Here is a 21,624-nt window from a genome sequence, read left to right on the forward strand (position 1 = left end):
GGGCGGGCCGTCGGGCCGTCCGGAGGTCTCATGGCGGCGTCGATTGTCCCGGTTCTGTCACGTGACGGTCTTTCGGCCGAGCCCGCGGGAACCCCGCGAGGGGTCGGCCGCCTCTCTATCCACGCACTGCAGCCACCCACTCACTTCACACGACCTGGAGCAGCCCGTGACAACGCCGGACATAGCAGCGCGGCGCATACTGGGGGCCTGTGCCGCCCTGGTGGTCGGCACCCTCACCCTCACCGGATGCGGCGGCGACGCCAAGGCCGACGACGACGGCAAGGGCGGCGGCGGCAAGGACACCGTCAAGACGTCCACGGCCAAGATCGACATCTCGGCCAAGGACGGTTCGACCGGAGCGTCGATCAACGCGACCGGCGTGAAGGTCAGCGACGGGAAGCTGACCGAGGTGAAGATGACCGTCGCCGGCTCGGGCAAGGACGTGCCGGGGTCGATCTCGTCCGACGGTTCCACCTGGAAGCCGAAGGAGCAGTTGGACCGCGGGACGAAGTACCGGATCTCGGCGACGGCGAAGGACGACGGCGGCCGCGTCGCCGCCGCGAACTCCATCTTCACGACGGTCACCACGAAGAACAGCTTCATCGGCACGTACACGCCGGACAACGGCACGACGGTGGGCGTCGGCATGCCGGTGTCGTTCAACTTCGACAAGGTGATCACCGACAAGAAGGCCGTGCAGTCGCACATCACGGTGACCTCCAGCAGCGGTCAGCAGGTGGTCGGCCACTGGTTCGGCGCCCAGCGGCTCGACTTCCGCCCCCAGGACTACTGGAAGGCCGGCTCCAAGGTCACGATGAAGATCGACCTGGACGGCGTGCAGGGCGCGAACGGCGTCTACGGCGTGCAGAAGAAGACCGTGAGCTTCACGATCGGCCGCTCGCAGGTCTCCACGGTCGACGTCAACACGCAGACCATGACGGTCGTCCGCGACGGACAGACCGTCAAGTCGATCCCGGTCTCCACGGGCAGCCCCGAGCACACCACGTACAACGGGCAGATGGTGATCTCGGAGAAGTTCATCCAGACCCGTATGAACAGCCAGACGGTCGGCCTGGGCGGCGAGTACGACATCCCGGACGTGCCGCACGCGATGCGTCTGACGACGTCCGGCACCTTCATCCACGGCAACTACTGGTACAACCCGGGCAACCCGCCCTTCGGCAACTCCGGCACCAGCCACGGCTGCGTCGGTCTGCGGGACGCGCGAGGCGCGCAGGGCGACACCCCCGCCAAGTGGTTCTACGACAGCTCGCTCATCGGCGACGTCGTGATCGTGAAGCACTCCCCCGACAAGACGGTCGCCCCGGACAACGGCCTCAACGGCTGGAACATGTCGTGGAGCGAGTGGACCGCCGGAAGCGCCGCCTGACCGCTCCCGAGCCCGTGACGGGTCCCGGAGGGCCCACCGGACACTGGTCCGGCAAGGCGCCGCCGAGTGCACCAACGGGCCGCTGAGCAGCGGATTTTGACGAAACGCCGGGCCGCACGGGAACTTCTCGTGCGGCCCGGCCGTTTTTCCGCCGTACGTTTTCTCGGTTCCCGGACATGATGTCCTGCCGAGGGGCTACGGTATGCACCCACAAGGTGACATGCAGCAACGCCGGGAGAAACCTTGAGCGTTCCGTACGAGACGACCGCGTACGAACCACACCGGTCGCCCGAGTCTCCGGAGGAGCAGCTCGCGCGGCTCCTCGGTCGCGCGCTGAACTCCTTCGAGCTGCCCGACGAGACGATCCGCGCCCTGGACTGCGCGCTGGCGTACGACGGCTCGCTGCACTCCGCGCACCACAGCGCGGGCCTGCACCGCGAGACGTACCGGCACACCTGGCTGCTCGCCGACGGATCGGCGCTCACCCTCTGGGAGCTGGTGCACAACACCGCCCCCGGCGGCGAGCCGCAGCACGAGGTGTACCTCGACGAGGAGGAGCTGGGCACGGCCACCGGACGGCTGCCGCTGCCGCCGGACGCCCCGCAGTTCGAGCAGCCGGTGCTGGTGCAGCTCTCGGCCCTGCCCGAGGCCCGGCACGCGTACGCCCCCGGCGACGCGGCCGACCACGCCCGGCGGCTCCTGCGGCGCGCGGAGAACGCGGACCGGCCCGGCGACGAGACCGCCGCACTGCTGGAGACGGCGTGCGGACACCGGATCACGCAGGCCTTTGGCCGCCCCTGCCGCGCGGGGCGTACCGGCCTCGGCTACTCGCTGTACGAGCACGCCTTCCTGCTGCGTGACGGCGTGGAGGTCTCGCTGTGGGAGGTGGAGCACACGGCGACGCCCGACGGCCGCCACATGTGCGAGGTGTACACCACGCAGAAAGCGGCGCGGGACGCGATGGAGCGGCGCGCGGCCCAGGTCTCCTGAGCGGTCGGGCGCCCCGGCCGACGGTGGCGGGCGGTGTGGCCCGGGCGACGGCGGGCGGCGCGGACGACGGCGGGCGGTGCGGTCGCCCTGGGCGCCACGCCCTCGGCCGGTGGGCGCCGCGCCCCGGCCGGCGAGCCGGCGTCAGCGGCCGTCGCTGAGCCGGCGTACCAGACCGGCGAAGGCGTCCCGCTCCGCCGGGGTCAGTTCGACGTACTCCCGGTGGGGGCCGGAGGCGCGCTGGGCGGGCAGGGCGCGCAGAGCGGCCGGGTGCGGTCTGCGGCGGATCTCGAACCGGAGACCGAAGCGGTAACCGGCGAGGCCGACGGCGCACAGGAGGATCAGCACGGCGGGCAGGACCACACCGAACCAGACCAGGAACGGGACGTGCTCAGGCATGTCTCAAGTGAACACCACGGTCCGGGACGTCGGCCCCGGACCGTGACGTATCTCGCAGGTGACGTGAACTACTCACAGCGCCTCAAATGGGCAGGATGCGGTCGGCGCGGTCAGGCCGCCACGGGCTGCTTGCCGTGTGCCGCCGCGGCCCGCCCGCCCTCGTCGTCGCCGTCCGCCGCGCCCGCGTCCGCACCGCCCTGCCGGGACGCCCGCAGCGTCTTCAGGGCCACCACCAGCGCGGTGGTGGCGCAGACACCGGCCGCGACGGCGATCAGGTAGAAGAACGGGTTGCCGATCAGCGGGACGACGAAGATGCCGCCGTGCGGGGCGCGCAGCGTGGCGCCGAAGGTCATCGACAGGGCGCCGGTGAGCGCGCCGCCGACCATCGAGGCGGGGATCACGCGCAGCGGGTCGGCCGCCGCGAACGGGATGGCGCCCTCGGAGATGAAGGAGGCGCCCAGCACCCAGGCGGCCTTGCCGTTCTCGCGTTCGGTGTGCGTGAAGAGCCGGCCGCGCACGGTCGTGGCGAGGGCCATCGCCAGCGGCGGCACCATGCCCGCCGCCATCACCGCGGCCATGATCTTCATCGCGGAGTCGCTCGGGTCCGAGACCGCGATCCCGGCGGTGGCGAAGGTGTAGGCGACCTTGTTGACCGGACCGCCGAGGTCGAAGCACATCATCAGGCCGAGCAGCGCGCCGAGCAGGACGGCGTTGCTGCCGGTGAGGCCGTTCAGCCAGTCGGTCATGCCCTTCTGCGCGGTGGCGATGGGCTTGCCGATGACCACGAACATCAGGAACCCGACGACCGCCGAGGAGATCAGCGGGATCACCACCACCGGCATGATGCCGCGCAGCGCCGCCGGGATGCGGACCTTCTGGATGGCCATCACCACGCCGCCCGAGATCAGACCGGCCGCCAGGCCGCCCAGGAAACCCGCGTTGATCGTGAGGGCGATCGAGCCGCCGACGAAGCCCGGGACCAGGCCGGGCCGGTCGGCCATGCCGTAGGCGATGTAGCCGGCCAGCACCGGGACGAGGAAGGCGAAGGCCACACCTCCGATCTGGAACAGCAGGGCCGCCCAGCTGTCGGACTGGGTCCAGACGAAGTGGTCCATGACCGAAGGCGCCTTGTTGATCCTGTACCCGCCGATCGCGAAGCCGAGAGCGATCAGCAGGCCGCCCGCCGCGACGAAGGGGACCATGTAACTGACGCCGGACATCAGCCACTTGCGCAGCTTGGTGCCGTAGCCCTCGCCGGCCTCACCGGCCCGCTCGACCGGTGTGCCGCCGGGTGCCGCCGCCGCGCTCACCTCGCCCCGCGCGGCCTTGCGGCGCACCTCTCCGATCAGCTCGCCGGGCCGGTTGATGCCCGCCTTGACGCCGACGTCGACGGTCGGCTTCCCGGCGAAGCGGTCCTTGTCCCGTACGGGGACGTCGTGGGCGAAGATCACGCCGTCGGCCGCCGCGATCACGGCCGGGTCGAGCCGGGTGAACCCGGCCGAGCCCTGTGTCTCGACGACCAGTTCGACGCCTGCCTCGCGGCCCGCGTTCTCCAGCGACTCGGCCGCCATGTAGGTGTGTGCGATACCGGTGGGGCAGGAGGTGACGGCGACGATCCGGAACGGAGGCGCGGGCGGGGGCGCGGGTTCCGTCCCGGGGGCGGACGGGGTGGCGGAGGTGCCCGTCGCGGCGCCGGCGGAGGCCGCCGCCGGCGCCGCGACGGAGTCTCCAGTGCCCCCCGAGGTCCCGGGGGTCCCGGGGGTCCCGGGGGTCTCGGAGGTCCCGGAGTCGGTGGTGCGGCTCTCGGCAGCCGTACGATTCCGTGCGCTCGCGTCCGTCCCGGCGTCGGCCGCCGGGCTCTCGTCGCCGCGGATCAGCGCCGCCGCCGTCGCCGCGTCACCCGCCGACCGCAGCGCGTCGGTGAACCCTGTGTTCATCAGCTGCCGGGCCAGTGAGGACAGGATGGTGAGATGGGCGTCGTCGGCGCCCGCGGGAGCGGCGATCAGGAAGATCAGGTCGGCGGGGCCGTCCGGTGCCCCGAAGTCGATCCCGGCGGCGCTGCGTCCGAAGGCGAGCGTCGGCTCGGTGACGTGCGCGCTGCGGCAGTGCGGGATGCCGATGCCGCCGTCGAGGCCGGTCGGCATCTGCGCCTCGCGGGCGGCGACGTCCGCGAGGAAGCCGTCCAGGTCGGTCACCCGGCCCTGGGCCACCATGCGTTCGGCGAGGGCGCGCGCCGCCGCCTCCTTGGTGTCGGCGGACAGGTCGAGGTCGACCAGGTCCGCGGTGATCATGTCACTCATCGCGGGCTCCTTAGCGCGCGTATCGCCCGGGCGGCGGGATGGGCGCGGACGGGGGTGGGGACGGGGGGCGGGGGCGAGGGTGCCGCCGCGGGGGCGGGGGTGCGGCCGCGGCGGACGGGCATGCTGCCGCCGGGAGCGGTGAGCGGGGTTCGGACGGCGGCGGAGGCCGCGGTGGGGGCGGTCATGACACGGGCTCCGTGAGGGCGCGGTCCACGGGCACCTCGGCGGTGACCGTGACCGCCGCCGGGTCCAGGTCCTTGGGGCCGGGCATCACACTGCCGGGCAGCCGGACGGCGGCGGCGCCGTGGGCGACGGCCGAGGCCAGGGCCCGCGGGCCGGTGCCGCCGGCGATGAGGAAGCCGGCCAGCGAGGAGTCGCCCGCGCCGACGTTGCTGCGGACGGTGCCGACGCGCGCGCCGCCGTACCAGACGCCGGCGTCCTCGACGAGCAGTTGCCCGTCGGCGCCCAGGCTCGCCAGTACGGTCCGTGCGCCCAGGCCGCGCAGTTCCTCGGCCGCCTTGACCGCGTCGCCCACCGTCGCCAGCGGGCGGCCCACGGCCTGCGCCAGTTCCTCGGCGTTGGGCTTGACCACGTCCGGTCCCTCGCGCAGCGCCGCCAGGAGTGCGGGTCCCGAGGTGTCCAGCGCGATCCGCACACCGGCGGCGTGCGCCCGCGCGACCAGGTCGGCGTACCAGGAGGGCGCGAGCCCCCGCGGCAGGCTGCCGCAGCAGGCGATCCAGTCGGCGCCGCGCGACCGGCCCCGTACGGTCTCCAGCAGCGACTCCTGCTCGGCGCGGGTGAGTTCGGGGCCGGGCGCGTTGATCTTCGTCAGGACACCGTCCGCCTCCGCGAGGGCGATGTTGGAACGGGTCGCCCCGGCGACGGGGACCGGCGCGACCTCGATGCCCTGCGCGTCGAGCAGTTCGGCGACGAGTGCGCCGGGCGCACCACCGAGAGGCAGGACGGCGACCGTGCGCCGTCCGGCGGCGGCGACGGCGCGCGAGAGGTTGACGCCCTTGCCGCCCGGGTCCACCCGCTCGCCGGTGGCCCGGACGACCTCGCCGCGGTCCAGGGAGGGGACCTCGTAGGTGCGGTCCAGGGACGGGTTGGGGGTGACGGTGACGATCATGCGCGTACCACTTCCGTGCCGCCGCCCTCGATGGCGGCGGCGTCCTCGGTGCTCAGCCCGCTGTCGGTGATCAGCAGGTCCACGTCGCTCAGGCCGCCGAAGCGGGCGAAGTGCTCCTGGCCGTGCTTGGTGGAGTCGGCGAGCAGCACCACGCGGCGGGCCGCGGCGATCGCCGCGCGCTTGACCGCCGCCTCGGCGAGGTCGGGGGTGGTCAGACCGTGTTCGGCGGAGAAGCCGTTGGCGGCGACGAACAGCACGTCGGCGCGGATCTCGCCGTAGGCCCGCAGCGCCCAGGCGTCCACGGCGGCGCGCGTACGGTGCCGTACGCGCCCGCCGACGAGGTGGAGCTGGAGGCCGGGGTGGTCGGCGAGGCGGGCGGCGATGGGCAGGGAGTGCGTGACGACGGTGAGGCCGGTCTCCAGGGGCAGGGCGGCGGCCAGGCGGGCCACCGTCGTACCGGCGTCGAGGATCAGCGTGCCCTCGGCGGGGAGTTCGGCCAGGGCCGCCTTGGCGATGCGGTCCTTCTCGTCGGCCGCCGTGGACTCCCGCTCCGTGAGGTCCGGCTCGAAGTCGAGGCGGCCGGCCGGGATGGCTCCGCCGTGCACCCGGCGTAGCAGGCCGGCCCGGTCGAGGGCCTTCAGGTCGCGGCGGATCGTCTCCGCGGTCACCTGGAACTCCTCGGCGAGCGACACGACGTCCACCCGGCCGCCGTCACGGGCGAGCCGGAGGATCTCCTGCTGCCGCTCCGCTGCGTACATGTCCGTTTGCCTCCGGTCGATGCCCGAACTTGTGGCTTCTCTCGGAGGCTACGCCTGGACGTCCGCGAAGTAAACAGGTTCGGGCACACCCGGGCACGTTCGGGCGGCCACGGAGGGGGGAAGGGGTGACGGTCCTCATGGGGCCTCCGGCGGCGGCCCTCGGGACACACCGCATCTCCCGGGTACGGCGAAGGGCCCGGTACCTTCCCCGGTACCGGACCCCGCAGACCGTCCTTCCCCGCTCAGCCGACGAGTTCCCGCTCCCGGGACCCGGACGCGAGGCCCTCGCCGCCGCCCGCGCCGCCGGACCCGTCCGCACCCTCGGTGCCCGCCGCGCCCTCCACGTGCTGGGCCGGCCGGTTCGGCAGCGCGGCCATCAGGACGAAGATGACGCCCAGGACCGCGGCCACCCACCACAGGGCGTGCTGGAAGGCGTCGACGAAGGCCGGGCCCACCTGTGCCGGGGCCAGCCGGTCACCGATCACACCGAAGAACACGACCGACACCAGACCGAGCCCCAGCGCGTTGCCCATCTGCTGCACGGTGTTGATCAGACCGGAGGCCGACCCCGCGTGCTCCCGCGGCACTCCGGAGAGGACCGCGTCCGTCAGCGGAGCCACGATCAGGCCCATGCCCACGCCCATGACGACCAGCGGGAGCGCCATCTGCCAGGGGGCGATGCGCAGGCCGTAGCGGCCGGACTCCCAGATGTAGAGCAGCACGCCGGCGGCCATGAGCAGGGCGCCCGCCTGGAGCACCTTGCGGCCGAAGCGCGGGACCAGCTTCTGCACGGACATGCCCGCCGCCACGGACACCGCGAGGGAGAACGGGACGCCGGTCAGCCCCGCCCGCAGCGGGCTCCAGCCCAGGCCGATCTGCATGTACAGCGTCCAGACCAGGAAGAACACGCCCAGCGCGACCCCGAAGACCGTCTGCACGGCGATGCCCGCCGCGAAGCTCTTCACCCGGAACAGCGACAGTTCGACCAGCGGGGAGCCGTCGCGCGCCGCCTTGCGCCGCTCGTAGGCCACGAGCGCCGCGAACACCACCAGCGCGCCCGCCATCGACGCGTACCCCCACAGCGGCCAGCCCAGCTCACGGCCCCGGGTCAGCGGGTAGAGCAGCATCAGCAGACCGAGCGTGACGAGGGCGACGCCGACCAGGTCCAGTTTCAGCGCGCGCGGCGCCTTGGACTCGGTGATGAACCGGCTGCCGAGCAGCAGGGCCGCCACCCCCACCGGAAGGTTGATCAGGAAGATCGGCCGCCACTCGAGACCGAACAGGTTCCACTCCGTCAAAAGCGCGCCGAGCAGCGGTCCGGAGACCGCGCCCAGCCCGACGATCGCGCCGAACAGGCCGAAGACCTTGCCGCGTTCGTGCGCCGGGAAGGTGGCGTGCACGATCGACAGCACCTGCGGGACCATCATCGCCGCCATGGCGCCCTGGAGGATGCGGGAGGCGACCAGCATCTCGGGGTTCACCGCGAAGCCGCACAGCGCGGAGGCGAGGGTGAAACCCCCGATGCCGAGGAGGAACAGCCGCTTGCGGCCGTGGATGTCCCCGAGCCGCCCGCCGGTGATCAGCCCGGCCGCGAAGGCGAGGGCGTAACCGGCGGTGATCCACTGGATCTGGCTGAAGGACGCGCCGGTGTCCTTCTGGATGGACGGTATGGCGATGTTGACGATCGTGACGTCCACGAGGTCCATGAAGGCCGCGGTCATCACGATCGCCAGCGCGAACCAGCGGCGGCGGTCTGCCGTCCGCACCGAGCTGCTGACGAGGGTTTCGCTGGAGGTCATGCCGACAAGCTAATCGGGCAATAGGTCAGATCGTGTCCTAGATCTGCGGCATCCTCGGACGTATGACGACGGACACTCCGGCACGGCTCCTCCAGCTCCTGTCCCTGCTCCAGACACCCCGCGAGTGGCCCGGCGGCGAACTGGCCGAGCGGCTCGGGGTGTCCCGGCGGACCGTCCGGCGGGACGTCGACCGACTGCGCGAACTGGGCTACCCGGTGCAGGCGACCATGGGCTCCGACGGCGGGTACCGGCTGGTCGCGGGCAAGGCGATGCCGCCGCTCGTGCTCGACGACGAGGAGGCCGTGGCCATCGCGGTCGGACTGCGGGCCGGGGCCGGGCACGCGATCGAGGGGATGGACGAGGCGTCGGTGCGGGCGCTGGCGAAACTGGAGCAGGTGCTGCCGGCCCGGCTGCGCCACCGCGTCTCCACGCTCCAGGCCGCCACCACACCGCTCACCAGCGGAGACGGGGCCTCGGTCACGCCCGAGACGCTGACCGTGATGGCCTCGGCGGTCGCCGGGCGGGAGCGGCTGCGCTTCGCCTACCGCGCCGGTGACGGCACCGGCACCCGGCGCCTGACCGAGCCGTACCGGCTGGTGTCGACCGGACGCCGCTGGTACCTCGTCGCCTACGACCTGGACCGGGCCGACTGGCGGACGTTCCGTGTCGACCGGGTCAGCGAGCCCTTCCCGACCGGTGCCCGCTTCGCCCCGCGCGAGCTGCCCACCGGGAGCGCGGCGGAGTACCTGCGCCGCTCGATGCAGCGGCGGCAGGAGACGTACACCTTCGTGGTCACCTTTCCCGAGTCCGCCGAGACGGTCGCCGCACGGCTGCCCGGCTGGCTCGGCACACCGGAGCCCCTGCCGGACGGCGGCTGCCGGGTCCGCTCCACGGTCGGCGACCGGGTGGAGTGGCTCGCCGTGCGGCTGGCGATGCTGGGCTTCGAGTTCACGGTGCGGGAGCCACGGGAACTCGTGGAGTGCGTACGGGCTTTGGGGGCGCGGATGACGCGGGCGGCAGGGGCCGGGACGGAGGGCGGCGCAGCGGAGGGCGAGGCGTAGGCCGGGACGAGTGGGCCCGGGGGCGGGCGGGCTCAGAGGGACTCAGGGGAACTCACGGAGACCCAGGGGCGGGGTGGGTGGTCCAGGGGAAGTCCCGCAGGGCCGCCAGATTGCGCAGGGCCAGGGCGGCCGGGCCGTCCGGGCCGGTGGGCGGCGCCTCCCCGGTGGCCCAGGCCTCCACGGCCACGCGCACGGCGGCACTCGCCACGGCCGCCGAGAAGCGGAGGCCGGGGCCGGTCAGGGAGAGTCCGGGAGCCGGGAGGGGTGCTTCCGAGGCCGGCGTCGGCTGGTGCCCCGGCACGGGGGCGGGTGGTTCCGCAGCCGGGCGGTGTTCCGATGCCGAGCGGAGTTCGGGTGCCGAGCGGAGTTCGAGGATCCGGGCCAGCTCGCGTTCCGACTCCTGGCAGACCGCGGCCCAGACCTTGCGTACCGCCGGACTGGTCCCCGCCAGACGGATGAGCGTGCGCGCCCACTGCCAGGAGATCGCCGAGACCCCTGAACCGGGGGTGAAGCAGTGCCGCACCGCGTGGTCCAGCGCCTCCGGGATCGTGAGCTGCGCCGGGGCGTCCCGGACCGCGTCCCTCCACCGCTCGGCGCCCGCCGCGTAACAGGGCGCCACGGCCTCTTCCTTGGTGGCGAAGTAACGGTAGAAGGTCCGCGGGGCGACCCCCGCCGCCTGGGCGATGTCCTCGGCGCGGGTGGCACGCAGTCCCCGGGTCATGAAGAGGCGGGCCGCCGCCAGGGCGATCTCCATACGGGTGGCGGCCTTGCGGCGCTCGGTCAGGGAGAGGGCCGGGGAGGCAGGCTGGGTAAGGGGCCCCGAAAGGGACTTACGGTCAGCGGGGGTGGGACTCGTCACCTCGGCAGATTATGCCGGTGTGGCAGAATCTGCCATCTGGCGGGTCACCCCGGGGTTCAGGTCCGGGGTGCCCCGCCTCCCCCGCATGCCCCGCATGCCCGACCGACCGGGCTCCGCAGGAGCTTTCCTGCCTGCCGTACGGGCCAGTCCATTGCCGTCCCCCTCCCTCGTCCAAGAGGCCGCCGTCCCCCTCCCTCGTACAAGAAGAGGCCGGCGTAGGAGCGGCCGCCGCGGGAGAAGCCGGAAGAGACCGCCGTACGGGAGGCCGCCGCGGGAGAGGCCGGGAGAGGCCACCCGGGGGGAGAGGCAGCAGAGGCCCCGTGAGAGAGGCCACCGTGGGACAGGCAGCCATGGGGCCCCGCTCGCCGCCGTACCCGGTGGCGGCCGCCCGCCGTCGTCCGGACCGGCCCCGGCCCTCCCCGGCCCTCCCCGGCAGACGATGGAGCCGGGCTCCGGCGCCCGGGGGAAGGCGCCGAAGCCCGGCTCTGGGAAGGTCCCGGCGCCGGGGGGAGTGCGTCGGGACGTGGTCTGTGGGCACCGCCCGGCCTGCCGCGCGATGCGATGCCATGTCGTGCCGTGGAGTGCCGCTCGGGGCCATGACTCCGGGCCCGGAAGGGTTGTTCCCGGCGCGCCGCCCCTTGAAGCGACGCTCCACGGCCATGTTTGCGCGGGCTTTCGCCACCAGGCGTACGCGGTCGGAGTGGGCCGGTGGCATACGCGCCCCGGCGGCCCCGACAGGCCCGGCTCCCGTGCCTCGCTCGCCGGCCGGGGGGTGCCCCGCGCGGGGGCACTCCCGTCCGGCCGGGTGTCACGCCGCGGCGTCGAAGCCCGTGTCGCGGGCCAGCTTCTTCAGCTCGAGCAGCGCGTGCTTCTCGATCTGGCGGATGCGCTCGCGCGTCAGGCCGTGTTCCTTGCCGACCTCGGTCAGCGTGCGCTCCCGGCCGTCCTCGATGCCGTACCGCATCTTGATGATCGACGCCGTGCGCTGGTCGAGGCGGCCGATCAGGTCGTCCAGCTCCTCGCTGCGCAGCAGGGTCAGGACCGACTGCTCGGGCGAGACCGCGGAGGTGTCCTCCAGCAGGTCGCCGAACTGCGTCTCACCCTCGTCGTCCACCGACATGTTCAGCGAGACCGGGTCGCGGGCCCAGTCGAGCACGTCCGAGACGCGCTCGGGCGTCGAACCCAGCTCGGCGGCGATCTCCGCGGGCTCCGGGTCGCGGCCGTTCTCCCGGTTGAACTCGCGCTGGACGCGGCGGATACGGCCCAGCTCCTCCACCAGGTGGACGGGCAGCCGGATCGTGCGCGACTGGTCCGCTATCGAGCGCGTGATCGCCTGGCGGATCCACCAGGTGGCGTACGTCGAGAACTTGAAGCCCTTGCGGTAGTCGAACTTCTCCACCGCGCGCACCAGGCCGGCGTTGCCCTCCTGGATCAGGTCCAGCAGGGGCAGGCCACTCCGCGGGTAGCGACGGGCGACCGCGACGACCAGGCGCAGGTTGGACCGGATGAAGACGTCCTTGGCCCGCTCGGCGTCGGCGACCAGGGCCTCCAGCTCCTCGCGCGTGGCCTCGGCCGGGGACTCCTCGTACCCGTCGAGGATCTGCCGCGCGAACACACCCGCTTCGATGACCTGGGACAGCTCGACCTCCTTGGCGGCGTCGAGCAGCGGTGTACGCGCGATCTCGTCGAGGTACATGCCGACCAGGTCGCGGTCGGCGATCTCGCCGCCGTGGGCGCGAACACTGCGTGCCGCGTCGGCCGTCTCGCCGGTGGCGGACTTTCGACGGGCGACGGCACGGGTTGCCATGCGTGCTCCCTTGCGATGGTGTGTCAGCGGGTGATCCAGGACGCTCGGCACTCTCTGGGGGGACTCTCCTCGGGTGCCCCGCATCCGATGGGAACAACGACTTGAAACCGGACAGAATTCCCAACCCGCCCGCCGATTTTTCTGATCATGCAGTACCCTGTCCCGCCACGCCGGGTCTCGCGCTGCGGCAGGGGTCGCGGAGCCGCAGGTCAGGGTGGGAGTCGCACCCTCCCCGAAGCGGCCCGACCGCCGTCGGTGTCGCCTGGCATGAGACACCCGTCACACGGATATCGCAGTCCCCGCAGCGGAAGAGCGTCATCCTCGACCGCCCCTCCACCTTCATGGACGGGCGGCGCCGCCCGGAGGTTGCCGCAAAGCCGGGATCTCGGGAGATTCCCGGACACCGCCCGCCACGGCCCGGAGGGGCTGACACCCGGGTCCGGCGGACGCTTCAGCCGGACGGAAGCCCTGACCGCTCGGACGCAAGCCCCGACCGGCCGGACCGACGCCCCGACCGGGGGGCCTAGGCCGGAGGGACACCCAGGGCAGAGGGGTCGACGCCCCGACCGGACGGACGTCCCGCCCGGCCTGCCACCTCAGCCGAACTGAACCGACCGCTTCGCCATTCCCATCCAGAAGCCGTCGATCACCGACCGCTGGGCGTCCAGCTCCCCCGCGGCCTCCGCCGCGCCCATGGTCACGAACAGCGGGGCGAAGTGCTCGGTGCGCGGGTGGGCGTACCGCCCGGCCGGGGCCTTGTCGAGGAAGTCCAGCAGGGCGTCCCAGTCGCGGGCCTCCAGGGCGCGCCTGCCCCAGTCGTCGAACTCGGAGGACCAGCTCGGCACGCCCTCGCCGGTGTGCCGCAGGGCGGCGAGGTTGTGGGTGAAGAACCCGGAGCCGACGATCAGCACGCCCTCGTCGCGCAGGGGCGCCAGCCTGCGGCCGATGTCCATGAGCTTCACCGGGTCGAGGGTCGGCATGGAGACCTGCAGAACGGGGACGTCGGCGTCGGGGAACATCTCGACGAGCGGGACGTACGCGCCGTGGTCCAGGCCCCGGTCGGGCACGTCCTGCACGGGCAGGCCGGGGCCGCGCAGCAGCTTGCGCACCCGTTCGGCGAGTCCGGGGGCGCCGGGGGCGGCGTACCGCACCTGGTAGTAGTGCTCGGGGAAACCCCAGAAGTCGTAGACCAGCGGGACCGTCTCCACGGCCCCGAGGGCGAGCGGGGCCTCCTCCCAGTGGGCGGAGACGACGAGGATCGCCCGGGGCCGCGGCAGCGCGGCGGACCAGGCGGCGAGCTGGCCGGGCCACACGGGGTCGTCGGCGAGCGGCGGGGCGCCGTGACTGAGGTAGAGGGCGGGCATGCGCTCCGGGGCGGTGGTCATGGCGGCAGCTTTCTGACGGCGGCGGACGTGGACGGGGGAAGGGCGGCCGGCGCCCCGAGGAGCGAGCCCGAGTCACCGGAGCCGGAAGCTGACTCCTTGAACTTTAAAGCTCTTCCTCGTACCACTCTACGCCCGAGGTTGTTTAACTTTCAATGAGTGGCCTCGTAGAGTGGACTACATGAACACGGCACCCGTTTCCGCGCCCGGCTCCGCCCAGGAGGCCTCCGGCCACGACCAGCGCTGGCTCACCGCCGGGGAACAGCGCGTCTGGCGCGCCTACCTCCACGCCACGACCCTCCTGGAGGACCACCTCGACCGCCAGCTGCAGCGCGACGCGGGCATGCCGCACATCTACTACGGCCTCCTCGTCCAGCTCGCCGAGGCGCCGCGCCGCCGGCTGCGCATGACCGAGCTGGCCATGAACGCCAAGATCACCCGTTCCCGCCTCTCGCACGCCGTCGCCCGCCTGGAGAAGAACGGCTGGGTCCGCCGCGAGGACTGTCCCTCCGACAAGCGGGGCCAGTTCGCGGTCCTCACCGACGAGGGCGCCGACGTGCTGCGGCGCACCGCCCCGGGCCACGTGGCCGCCGTACGGCAGGCCCTGTTCGAGCGGCTCAGCCCCGAACAGCAGAAGTCCCTCGGCGAGATCATGCAGATCGTCGCCGAGGGACTCCAGCCGAACGAAGCGGGTGCGGACCTGCCCTGGCTGCGCTGAGGCGCCAGGACAGGCACCCGGAGGCGGGGTGGTGCGTCAGTGGGCGATGACCGGCACCGCCACGTGCTCCTCGGCGCCCTCACCGGAGGCGGCACCGGAGCCGGTCACCATGGTGGTGCCCGGTCGTCCCGCGTTGACGAAGGTCAGCGCGATCACGGCGGCCAGCACGAGGATGCCGACGGCGAACCAGATGGCGCTGGTGTACCCGTGCACCAGCCCCTGCACCTGCACCAGCTGCTGCCCCGTCCTGGTGGTGCCCGCGGCCGCCATGTGGTCCTTGATGTAGGACGCGGTCGCGGAGGAGGCGATCGTGTTCAGCAGCGCCGTACCGATGGCGCCGCCCACCTGCTGCGAGGTGTTGACCATCGCGGAGGCGACACCGGCGTCACGCGGCTGCACGCCCTGGGCGGACAGCGACATGGCCGGCATGAACGCCGTACCCATGCCGAGACCGAGCAGCAGCATCGCGGGCAGCAGCAGGGCCGGGTAGGAGGTGTCGGTCTTCAGCTGGGTCAGCAGCAGCATGCCGACGGAGGCGACCAGGAAGCCGGGGCCCATCAGGAGCCGGGCCGGGACCCGGGTCATCAGCCGGGCACCGATCTGGGTGGAGCCGGTGATCATGCCCGCGATCATCGGGAGGAAGGCGAAACCGGTCTTGACCGGCGAGTAGCCCTTCACGATCTGCAGGTAGTAGGTCAGGAAGAGGAACAGGCCGAACATGCCGATGATCGCCAGGCCCAGCGAGAGGTAGACACCGCCGCGGTTGCGCTCGGTGACCACGCGCAGCGGCAGCAGCGGAGCCCGCATCCGCGACTCGACGAGCACGAAGGCGACGAGCAGCACGGCCGAACCCACGAACATGGAGATGGTCAGCGCGTCGCTCCAGCCGGCGGACTCGGCGCGGGTGAACCCGTAGACCAGGGCGACCAGGCCGAGGGTCGACAGGATGACACCGGGGATGTCCAGCGGCGAGCGGTTGCGGCCGCCGGCCGGCTCACGGATGACGAAGTACGCACCGGCCGCGGCGACCACGGCGAACGGGATGTTCACGAAGAACGTCCAGCGCCAGTCCAGGTACTCGGTGAGGAAACCGCCGAGGATCAGACCGACGGCACCGCCACCGCCGGCGATCGCGCCGTAGATGCCGAACGCCTTGGCGCGTTCCTTGGCGTCGGTGAACATCACCGCGAGCAGGGACAGCGCGGCGGGGGCGAGCAGCGCGCCGAAGGCACCCTGCAGCGCGCGGGAACCGAACAGCAGGGCACCGCTCGTGGCCGCGCCGCCGAGCGCGGAGGCCGCGGCGAAACCGGTCAGACCGACCACGAAGGCGCGCTTGCGGCCCCACAGGTCGGCGATACGGCCACCGAAGAGGAGGAGCCCGCCGAAGGCGAGGGCGTAGGCCGTGACGACCCACTGACGGTTGCCGTCGGAGATACCCAGGTCCTTCTGGGCCGAGGGAAGGGCGATGTTCACGATGGTGGCGTCGAGGACGACCATCAGCTGGGCGAGCGCTATGAAGACGAGCGCCTTCCAGCGGTTGGCGTCACCGGACTTCTCCAGGACGCCGGGAGCCTTTGCGGCTGTTTCGGACATGGGTGTACCCACTTCAGGACTTCGTGACGGAAAAAGGGTGTCGAAAGGCGCACCGACGGTCTTCGGGTGTCCGAAGGCCTTCGGAGGAAGACGGAACAGACTTCTGACGGAGAAGGAGGAAGAGGAGGAGAGGGAGAGGGAGAGGGAAGCAGGAAGGAAGGCGGGCAGGCGGCGCGGAGGGACGGCAGGCCGGCAGAGGCGGGGAGCAGGTCCCCGTCCTCCGGACGAAGCGATGCCGGCCGGTCAGTCGGTCGGTCGAGGCGGTGCCGGTCCGGTCGGTGGACGAGGCGGTGCCGGTCGGTCGAGGCGAGGCGGTGCCGGTCGGTCAGGCCTGGCGGAGAGCCTCCATGGTCAAGGCCGTACCCGGCAGGGCGGAACGGGCCGGGGCCCGCAACCCGTCCAGGAACAGCTGGAGATGGCGGTGGACGAAGCGGTCGTGGGTGAGACAGCCGGTGCCGGCCGGCGGGCGGCTGAGCTGGGCCGCGGCGACCATCAGGTCGCCGACGCCCACATCGGCGCGCAACTGCCCGGCCGCCTTGGCGCGGTCCATGACCTCCTCGATGAGGTGTTCGACCCGGTGGCGCGAGGCCACCAGATCGGGGTGGTTCTGGTCGAAGGTGCTGGAGACCATCGGGCAGAGCGCGCTGATCCGCTCGTCGGCGGCGGCGTGCACGAAGCGCGACAGCGCCTCGAAGGCGTCTCCGGTCTCCGCCAGCGCCTGCTCGGCCGCCTCCGCCGTACGGTCCATCACGGAGCAGACGACCTCGCGGACGAGGGCGTCGCGGTCCGGGAAGTTGCGGTACAGCGTGGCGTTGCCGACGCCGGCCCGGCGGGCGATCTCGTCGAGCGGCACCTCGGGGCCGTGCTCGACGAACATCTCGCGGGCGGCGGTGACGATCCGTTCCCGGTTGCGCAGGGCGTCGGCGCGCGGCCTCGTCGCCTTGCGCGCTGCGGGGTTCGCGATCGTCGCGGCAGACACGGCTTCTCCTTCTGGTCGTCGGGCCGCCTGACCGGTCGATCATCGGCCGGTCCGGCGGTCTTGGTCGGTGTCGGTGCCAGGGGAGCGATCCGGGGAGCAGGTCCCCGTTTCGCTCCTACACAGGGCTAAACGGGGAAGAGGTCCCCGGATATTTCCCGCCCCCTAAAAGATTCTTCGTGACCTGGATCACACCCAACTGGCTCTGTCCTTTCCCACGACGGGGCCGCGCGTCCCACGACCGGCCCGTTCCAGCGCGCGCCCGCCGCGACCCCGACACAGGGTGATCGAAAGGGTGCAGCCGGAGACGAGACCGGTGACCGCCTGGCGCGAACCGGTGCGGACCGGTGCCGCGCGGCGCGAGACCGGCGGCTGCCTGGAGCGAAAGGTCCACGCATGCCGCCGCAGCCGCAGCCGCCCCGCCACCGGACAGACCGTACGCACCGGACCCGCGGCACGGACCTCGGCGGGACGAACGCCGGCGCGAAGGGCACCGGCGCGAAAGGCACCGGCACCGGGGCGGTCGCGGCGACGGACTCCGCGAGGACGGGCAGCGGCGCGGCGGGCATCGCCAGAGCGGGCAACGGCGGGGCAGGTACCGCGAGGGCGGGCAACGGCGGGGCAGGCACCAGCTCCGCGGCCACGGCGGGCGCCAGCGGGGCAAACGCCGGCTCTGCGGCCTCCGGGGGGACAGACACCGGCGGGGCGGGCACCGGTACGGCGGCTGGAACGAACCGTACGGACGGCGCGCCCACCGCCGCCCCCGAGGCCGCCCCGGAGCCCGCAGCGGACGGCAGGGACGAAACCCGCCCCATACCCCCCCGCACGACCAGCCCCATATCCGGCCCACCCTCCGGTCCGACTTCTACTACTCCCACGCCCACGCTTACGCCCGCCACACCCGCACCCCGCACCGACCCGAGCGGCACACGTACTCCCCGCCCACGCGCTCACCGCATACGCACTCGCCGCATACGCGCCCGGCTCGCCCGTACCCGGCTCATACCTGCCTGGCCCATACGCACGCGCCCCCTGTTCACCCGCCGTACCGCCGCCTTCGCCTCCGTCACCGCGCTGACCCTCGCCGTCAGCACCGCGGGGGCCGCACACCTCACGGCCGGCGTCACGGCGCCCGGAGCCGGAGCTTCCGCCCTGTCCCGTGTCCCCGCGCTGGCCCCCTGCCTGATCAGCGGCGCCCGCACCGTACAGATGACGGAGGGCGTCCCCACCGCGGGCGGCTACGCCCGCTCCACCGGCACCGTGCACGCCCTGACCCTCATGATCGACTTCTCCGACGCCCCCGGCGACGGCAGCGCGCTCGACCGCTTCCACGAGTTCTTCCCGCAGACCCAGGAGTGGTTCCGCACCGCCTCCTACGGGCGCCTCGACTACCGCCCCGAGACCCCGGTCACCCAATGGCTGCGCATGCCGAAGCCGTTCAAGGAGTACGGGATCGAGCGCGGCGCCCCCTTCGACCCGGGCTACCGCAAGCTCGTCCAGGACATCGTGGCGGCGGCCGACCCGACGGTGAACTTCCGGGACTACGACCTGCTGAACGTGCTGATGACCCCGAACGCCGGCCCCTCGGCCCTGGACACCGTCCTGTCCGTCACCTTCGCGGGCAACCCGGACGCCCCGGTCGCCGACGGCGTCCCCGTCGCCAACGCGTCCTTCGTCTACTCCCGCCAGGACGACGGCTCCGGCACCTACGACCGCACCGGCTACCGGGTGCTGCCCCACGAGAACGGCCACGTCTTCGGCCTGCCCGACCTCTACACCCAGGAGGGCGGCGGCGCGGTCGGCCACTGGGACATCATGAGCGAGGACTGGGGCGCCGACAACGACCTGCTCGGCTGGCACAAGTGGAAGCTGGGCTGGCTGGACGCCGACCAGGTGAGCTGCGCCAGCAGGCACGGCTCGGCCGAGTACACGCTGACCCCGCTGGAGCGCGCGGGCGGCCCCAAACTGGTCTTCGTCCCCCTCGACGGCAGCACCGGTTACGCCCTCGAACTGCGCACCCGCGAAGGCAACGACGAGACGGTGTGCCGCCCGGGCATCCTCATCTACAAGGTGAACGCCGGGGTGGACACCGGCCGCGGCCCCGTCACCGTCTACGACGCCCACCGCAACTCCGGCGGCTGCACCCGCAGCCCCAACGTGCAGGCAGAACTCTCCGACGCCCCCTTCGCCCCCGGCGAGACGTTCAAGGACCCCCAGTCGAAGATCCGCATCGACGTGGCAGCGGCGGACCTGGACGGGAACTACCGGGTACGGGTGACACGGCAGTGAGAGCACCCCGGGCGGGGAGACGCCCGGGGGCTTGGCCCGGGGCGCGGTCCGGGATCACTGACCCGGCGCGCGGGCCGGGTTCACCGGTCCGCTTCCGTGGGCCGAATCCCCTGGTCCGTGGCTGAGGTGCGAGCGAAGTCCGAGGCCCGGGCGCGGGCCCGCACCCGCACCCGCACCCGCACCCGCACCCGCACCGACCCGCCCTACCCCGCCCCCTGCTGGGTAGCGGCTCCCGCAGCCACCCCCGTAACCGCCCCGCCCCACCACCCACGGACCGGACTACCGTAGGCCTGCACCCGCAACACCCCACCCGCCCCCGCCCCCGTCCACGCGCGGCCATCAGCCAGCGCCCGCCCCCCTTGCCACGACCACGCCGGGACCACCGCCCCGCACGGGAGAACCGACCGATGCCCGCGACGCCCTCGACGACGCCCGCGAACCCGACGCCGCACGGCCCCGGGACGGCGGCACCCGGCACCGCGGCGGGAGCGGCGCACGCACGGACCACCACACCGGGCGTCCCCACCACATCAGCCACACCCGCCACACCGACCGTCTCCACCACCTCAGCCACATCCACCACACCCGCCGCCGTCCCCGCCGAGGCGATCACGCCACTGCTGCGGGGCGTCGCGGTGCTGCGGGCACTGACGGAGGCGGGCGGAACCCTGAGCCCGAGCGCCCTGGAACGCACGACGGGCCTCGCCCGTTCCACCGTCGACCGCATCACCGCGACCCTCGCCCGCATGGGATACGTACGCCTCGACGGCCGGGACGCCGTCCTCACCCCCCGCCTCATGGAACTGGGCAACGCCTACCTGGCCGCCCTGCGCCTGCCCGCGCTCCTGGGCGCGCGGGCCGACGCCCTCGCCGACGCGCTGGACGAGTCGGTGTCGCTGGCGGTCGCCGACCGGGACGGCATCCGGTTCATCCACCAGGCGACCCGGCGCCGCGCCATGTCGCTGAGCTTCCGCATCGGCGACCTGCTCCCGGCCGAACGCACCGCGCCGGGCCCGCTCTTCGCCACCCAGTGGACGGCCGAGGACTGGCACCACTGGCACGAGCGCCGGACGGCCGACCCGGAGAACCGGGCCTTCCCGGCGATCCCCCCGGCACCCCCCGCCCCGGCAGGCGACTTCGAGGAGCGCACCGCCCGGGCGGCCCGGGAGGGCTGGGCAGGGGACGACCAGTTGATCGAACCGGGCCTGGTGGCCGTCTCCGTACCGGTACGGGACCCGGCCACCGGCCGGATCGCCTGCGTGGCGAGCGTGGTGAGCCACACCAGCCGCCACTCCGCGGAGCGCCTGCGCGCCACCCTGCTCCCCCGGCTGCGCGAAACGGTCACGGCGATGGAGGCGGACCTGCGGACGGCGCCGCCCCCCGAGCACCCGGTCGCCCGTGTCTGCGGCCTGGCGACCTGGACGGCGGCGTCGAAGCAGGAACTCGGCAGGGAGTTCATCGAATCCCTGGCCCGCGGCCTGACGGTCCTGACCGCCTTCGGGGAGGAGCACCCGATGCCGACCCTCACGCAGGCGGCGCAGGCGACCGGCCTGGCCAGGGCCACGGCCCGCAGGGCCCTCATCACCTACGAGCACCTGGGCCTGGTGGCGCCCGGCCCCGACCGCACCTTCGCCCTCACCCCCCGCGTCCTCTCCCTCGGCTTCCCGCCGCTGTCCCGCACCTCACTCCCCCGGATCGCCCAGCCCCACCTGGAGGACCTGGCGGCCCAGGTGCACGAGTCGGCGTCCCTGGCGGTCCTGACCCCCGCCGGCGACGAGATCCAGTACACGGCCCACGCGGCCACCCACCGCATCATGAGCGTCAACTTCACCGTCGGCACCCGTCTCCCGGCCCACGCCACCGCCCTGGGCCGCGCCCTGACGGACCCCGGCCCGCACGGCTACGCCCTGGCCGACGAGGAACTCGAAGAAGGCCTGCGGGCGATCGCCGTCCCCGTCCACGACCGCACGGGCCACCCCGTAGCGGCGGTCGGCATCGCCCTGCACGCGGCCCGCCACACCCGCGAGGAGTGCACCGAGACCCTCCTCCCCGCCCTGCGCCACACCGCGTCCCGCATAGAAACAGACCTCCGCACCGCCTCCCGCTTCACCCACGTCCCCCTGACCTGACCCCACCGCCGGCGCCCTGATCCGGTACGCTGACGCCAGTGGCGCACA

The 21,624-nt window shown here is 73.0% G+C and carries 16 protein-coding genes; 6 read left to right on the forward strand and 10 right to left on the reverse strand.

Annotated elements, in window-relative coordinates:
* The first annotated feature begins 166 nt into the window (after positions 1-166).
* Positions 167-1,390, forward strand: coding sequence for an Ig-like domain-containing protein (locus ABZ719_RS04705; protein ID WP_366723775.1), 1,224 nt, complete (start codon positions 167-169; stop codon positions 1,388-1,390).
* Between the two features lie 243 nt (positions 1,391-1,633).
* Positions 1,634-2,380, forward strand: coding sequence for a DUF6227 family protein (locus ABZ719_RS04710; RefSeq protein ID WP_366723776.1), 747 nt, complete (start codon positions 1,634-1,636; stop codon positions 2,378-2,380).
* A gap of 141 nt (positions 2,381-2,521) precedes the next feature.
* Here the strand turns inward: ABZ719_RS04710 and ABZ719_RS04715 are convergent, their stop codons facing one another.
* The 5 genes from ABZ719_RS04715 to ABZ719_RS04735 form a co-directional block, all read right to left on the reverse strand.
* Positions 2,522-2,776, reverse strand: a complete 255-nt coding sequence (locus ABZ719_RS04715) for a hypothetical protein (RefSeq protein WP_037852679.1) — start codon at positions 2,774-2,776, stop codon at positions 2,522-2,524.
* A gap of 110 nt (positions 2,777-2,886) precedes the next feature.
* Positions 2,887-5,076 (reverse strand): fructose-specific PTS transporter subunit EIIC, encoded by a 2,190-nt coding sequence (locus ABZ719_RS04720; protein ID WP_366723777.1) that lies wholly within the window; start codon positions 5,074-5,076, stop codon positions 2,887-2,889.
* 181 nt (positions 5,077-5,257) lie between these two features.
* On the reverse strand, positions 5,258-6,205 hold the full coding sequence (gene pfkB / locus ABZ719_RS04725; protein ID WP_366723778.1) for a 1-phosphofructokinase: 948 nt from the start codon (positions 6,203-6,205) through the stop codon (positions 5,258-5,260).
* Positions 6,202-6,963 carry a DeoR/GlpR family DNA-binding transcription regulator gene (locus tag ABZ719_RS04730; RefSeq protein ID WP_366723779.1) on the reverse strand — a complete coding sequence of 254 codons (762 nt, stop codon included), beginning with the start codon at positions 6,961-6,963 and terminating at the stop codon, positions 6,202-6,204. Before ABZ719_RS04730 ends, pfkB begins: the two co-directional genes overlap by 4 nt.
* 242 nt (positions 6,964-7,205) lie before the next feature.
* Positions 7,206-8,762 (reverse strand): MFS transporter, encoded by a 1,557-nt coding sequence (locus ABZ719_RS04735; RefSeq protein WP_366723780.1) that lies wholly within the window; start codon positions 8,760-8,762, stop codon positions 7,206-7,208.
* Between the two features lie 62 nt (positions 8,763-8,824).
* On the opposite strand from ABZ719_RS04735, the gene ABZ719_RS04740 reads away from it, so the two are divergent.
* Positions 8,825-9,823, forward strand: a complete 999-nt coding sequence (locus ABZ719_RS04740) for a YafY family protein (RefSeq protein WP_366723781.1) — start codon at positions 8,825-8,827, stop codon at positions 9,821-9,823.
* Between the two features lie 52 nt (positions 9,824-9,875).
* On the opposite strand, the gene ABZ719_RS04745 is transcribed toward ABZ719_RS04740, so the two are convergent.
* The 3 genes from ABZ719_RS04745 to ABZ719_RS04755 form a co-directional block, all read right to left on the reverse strand.
* Positions 9,876-10,577 carry a TetR family transcriptional regulator gene (locus ABZ719_RS04745; RefSeq protein WP_366724014.1) on the reverse strand — a complete coding sequence of 234 codons (702 nt, stop codon included), beginning with the start codon at positions 10,575-10,577 and terminating at the stop codon, positions 9,876-9,878.
* Between the two features lie 913 nt (positions 10,578-11,490).
* Positions 11,491-12,489 carry a sigma-70 family RNA polymerase sigma factor gene (locus ABZ719_RS04750; RefSeq protein ID WP_366723782.1) on the reverse strand — a complete coding sequence of 333 codons (999 nt, stop codon included), beginning with the start codon at positions 12,487-12,489 and terminating at the stop codon, positions 11,491-11,493.
* A 596-nt stretch (positions 12,490-13,085) separates the two neighbouring features.
* Positions 13,086-13,874, reverse strand: a complete 789-nt coding sequence (locus tag ABZ719_RS04755; RefSeq protein WP_366723783.1) for a class III extradiol ring-cleavage dioxygenase — start codon at positions 13,872-13,874, stop codon at positions 13,086-13,088.
* Positions 13,875-14,052: 178 nt separating this feature from the next.
* Between ABZ719_RS04755 and ABZ719_RS04760 the strand changes: the two genes are divergently transcribed.
* The gene (locus ABZ719_RS04760; RefSeq protein ID WP_366723784.1) at positions 14,053-14,589 is read left to right on the forward strand and encodes a MarR family transcriptional regulator; all 537 of its coding nucleotides are present in this window, start codon (positions 14,053-14,055) and stop codon (positions 14,587-14,589) included.
* A 36-nt stretch (positions 14,590-14,625) separates the two neighbouring features.
* On the opposite strand, the gene ABZ719_RS04765 is transcribed toward ABZ719_RS04760, so the two are convergent.
* Both ABZ719_RS04765 and ABZ719_RS04770 read right to left on the reverse strand, forming a co-directional pair.
* Positions 14,626-16,182, reverse strand: coding sequence for an MFS transporter (locus tag ABZ719_RS04765; RefSeq protein ID WP_366723785.1), 1,557 nt, complete (start codon positions 16,180-16,182; stop codon positions 14,626-14,628).
* 325 nt (positions 16,183-16,507) lie between these two features.
* Entirely contained in the window at positions 16,508-17,161 is a 654-nt protein-coding gene (locus ABZ719_RS04770) for a helix-turn-helix domain-containing protein (protein WP_366723786.1), read from the reverse strand.
* A gap of 999 nt (positions 17,162-18,160) precedes the next feature.
* Between ABZ719_RS04770 and ABZ719_RS04775 the strand changes: the two genes are divergently transcribed.
* Together ABZ719_RS04775 and ABZ719_RS04780 are read left to right on the forward strand one after the other, a co-directional pair.
* Complete coding sequence (locus tag ABZ719_RS04775) at positions 18,161-19,447, forward strand: M6 family metalloprotease domain-containing protein (RefSeq protein WP_366724015.1); 1,287 nt, start codon at positions 18,161-18,163, stop codon at positions 19,445-19,447.
* Between the two features lie 407 nt (positions 19,448-19,854).
* The gene (locus tag ABZ719_RS04780; protein WP_366723787.1) at positions 19,855-21,576 is read left to right on the forward strand and encodes an IclR family transcriptional regulator C-terminal domain-containing protein; all 1,722 of its coding nucleotides are present in this window, start codon (positions 19,855-19,857) and stop codon (positions 21,574-21,576) included.
* Positions 21,577-21,624: the final 48 nt, after the last annotated feature.

The organism is Streptomyces sp. NPDC006743, assembly GCF_040703815.1.
Classification (GTDB): domain Bacteria; phylum Actinomycetota; class Actinomycetes; order Streptomycetales; family Streptomycetaceae; genus Streptomyces.

Bases quoted from the DNA above. Each gene is read 5' to 3' on its own strand.
- ABZ719_RS04730 (WP_366723779.1), bottom strand. From the start codon at position 6,963: ATGTACGCAGCGGAGCGGCAGCAGGAGATCCTCCGGCTCGCCCGTGAC.
- ABZ719_RS04735 (WP_366723780.1), bottom strand. From the start codon at position 8,762: ATGACCTCCAGCGAAACCCTCGTCAGCAGCTCGGTGCGGACGGCAGAC.
- ABZ719_RS04750 (WP_366723782.1), bottom strand. From the start codon at position 12,489: ATGGCAACCCGTGCCGTCGCCCGTCGAAAGTCCGCCACCGGCGAGACG.
- ABZ719_RS04760 (WP_366723784.1), top strand. From the start codon at position 14,053: ATGAACACGGCACCCGTTTCCGCGCCCGGCTCCGCCCAGGAGGCCTCC.
- ABZ719_RS04780 (WP_366723787.1), top strand. From the start codon at position 19,855: ATGCCCGCGACGCCCTCGACGACGCCCGCGAACCCGACGCCGCACGGC.
- ABZ719_RS04755 (WP_366723783.1), bottom strand. From the start codon at position 13,874: ATGACCACCGCCCCGGAGCGCATGCCCGCCCTCTACCTCAGTCACGGC.
- ABZ719_RS04715 (WP_037852679.1), bottom strand. From the start codon at position 2,776: ATGCCTGAGCACGTCCCGTTCCTGGTCTGGTTCGGTGTGGTCCTGCCC.
- ABZ719_RS04745 (WP_366724014.1), bottom strand. From the start codon at position 10,577: ATGGAGATCGCCCTGGCGGCGGCCCGCCTCTTCATGACCCGGGGACTG.
- ABZ719_RS04740 (WP_366723781.1), top strand. From the start codon at position 8,825: ATGACGACGGACACTCCGGCACGGCTCCTCCAGCTCCTGTCCCTGCTC.
- pfkB (WP_366723778.1), bottom strand. From the start codon at position 6,205: ATGATCGTCACCGTCACCCCCAACCCGTCCCTGGACCGCACCTACGAG.
- ABZ719_RS04765 (WP_366723785.1), bottom strand. From the start codon at position 16,182: ATGTCCGAAACAGCCGCAAAGGCTCCCGGCGTCCTGGAGAAGTCCGGT.
- ABZ719_RS04720 (WP_366723777.1), bottom strand. From the start codon at position 5,076: ATGAGTGACATGATCACCGCGGACCTGGTCGACCTCGACCTGTCCGCC.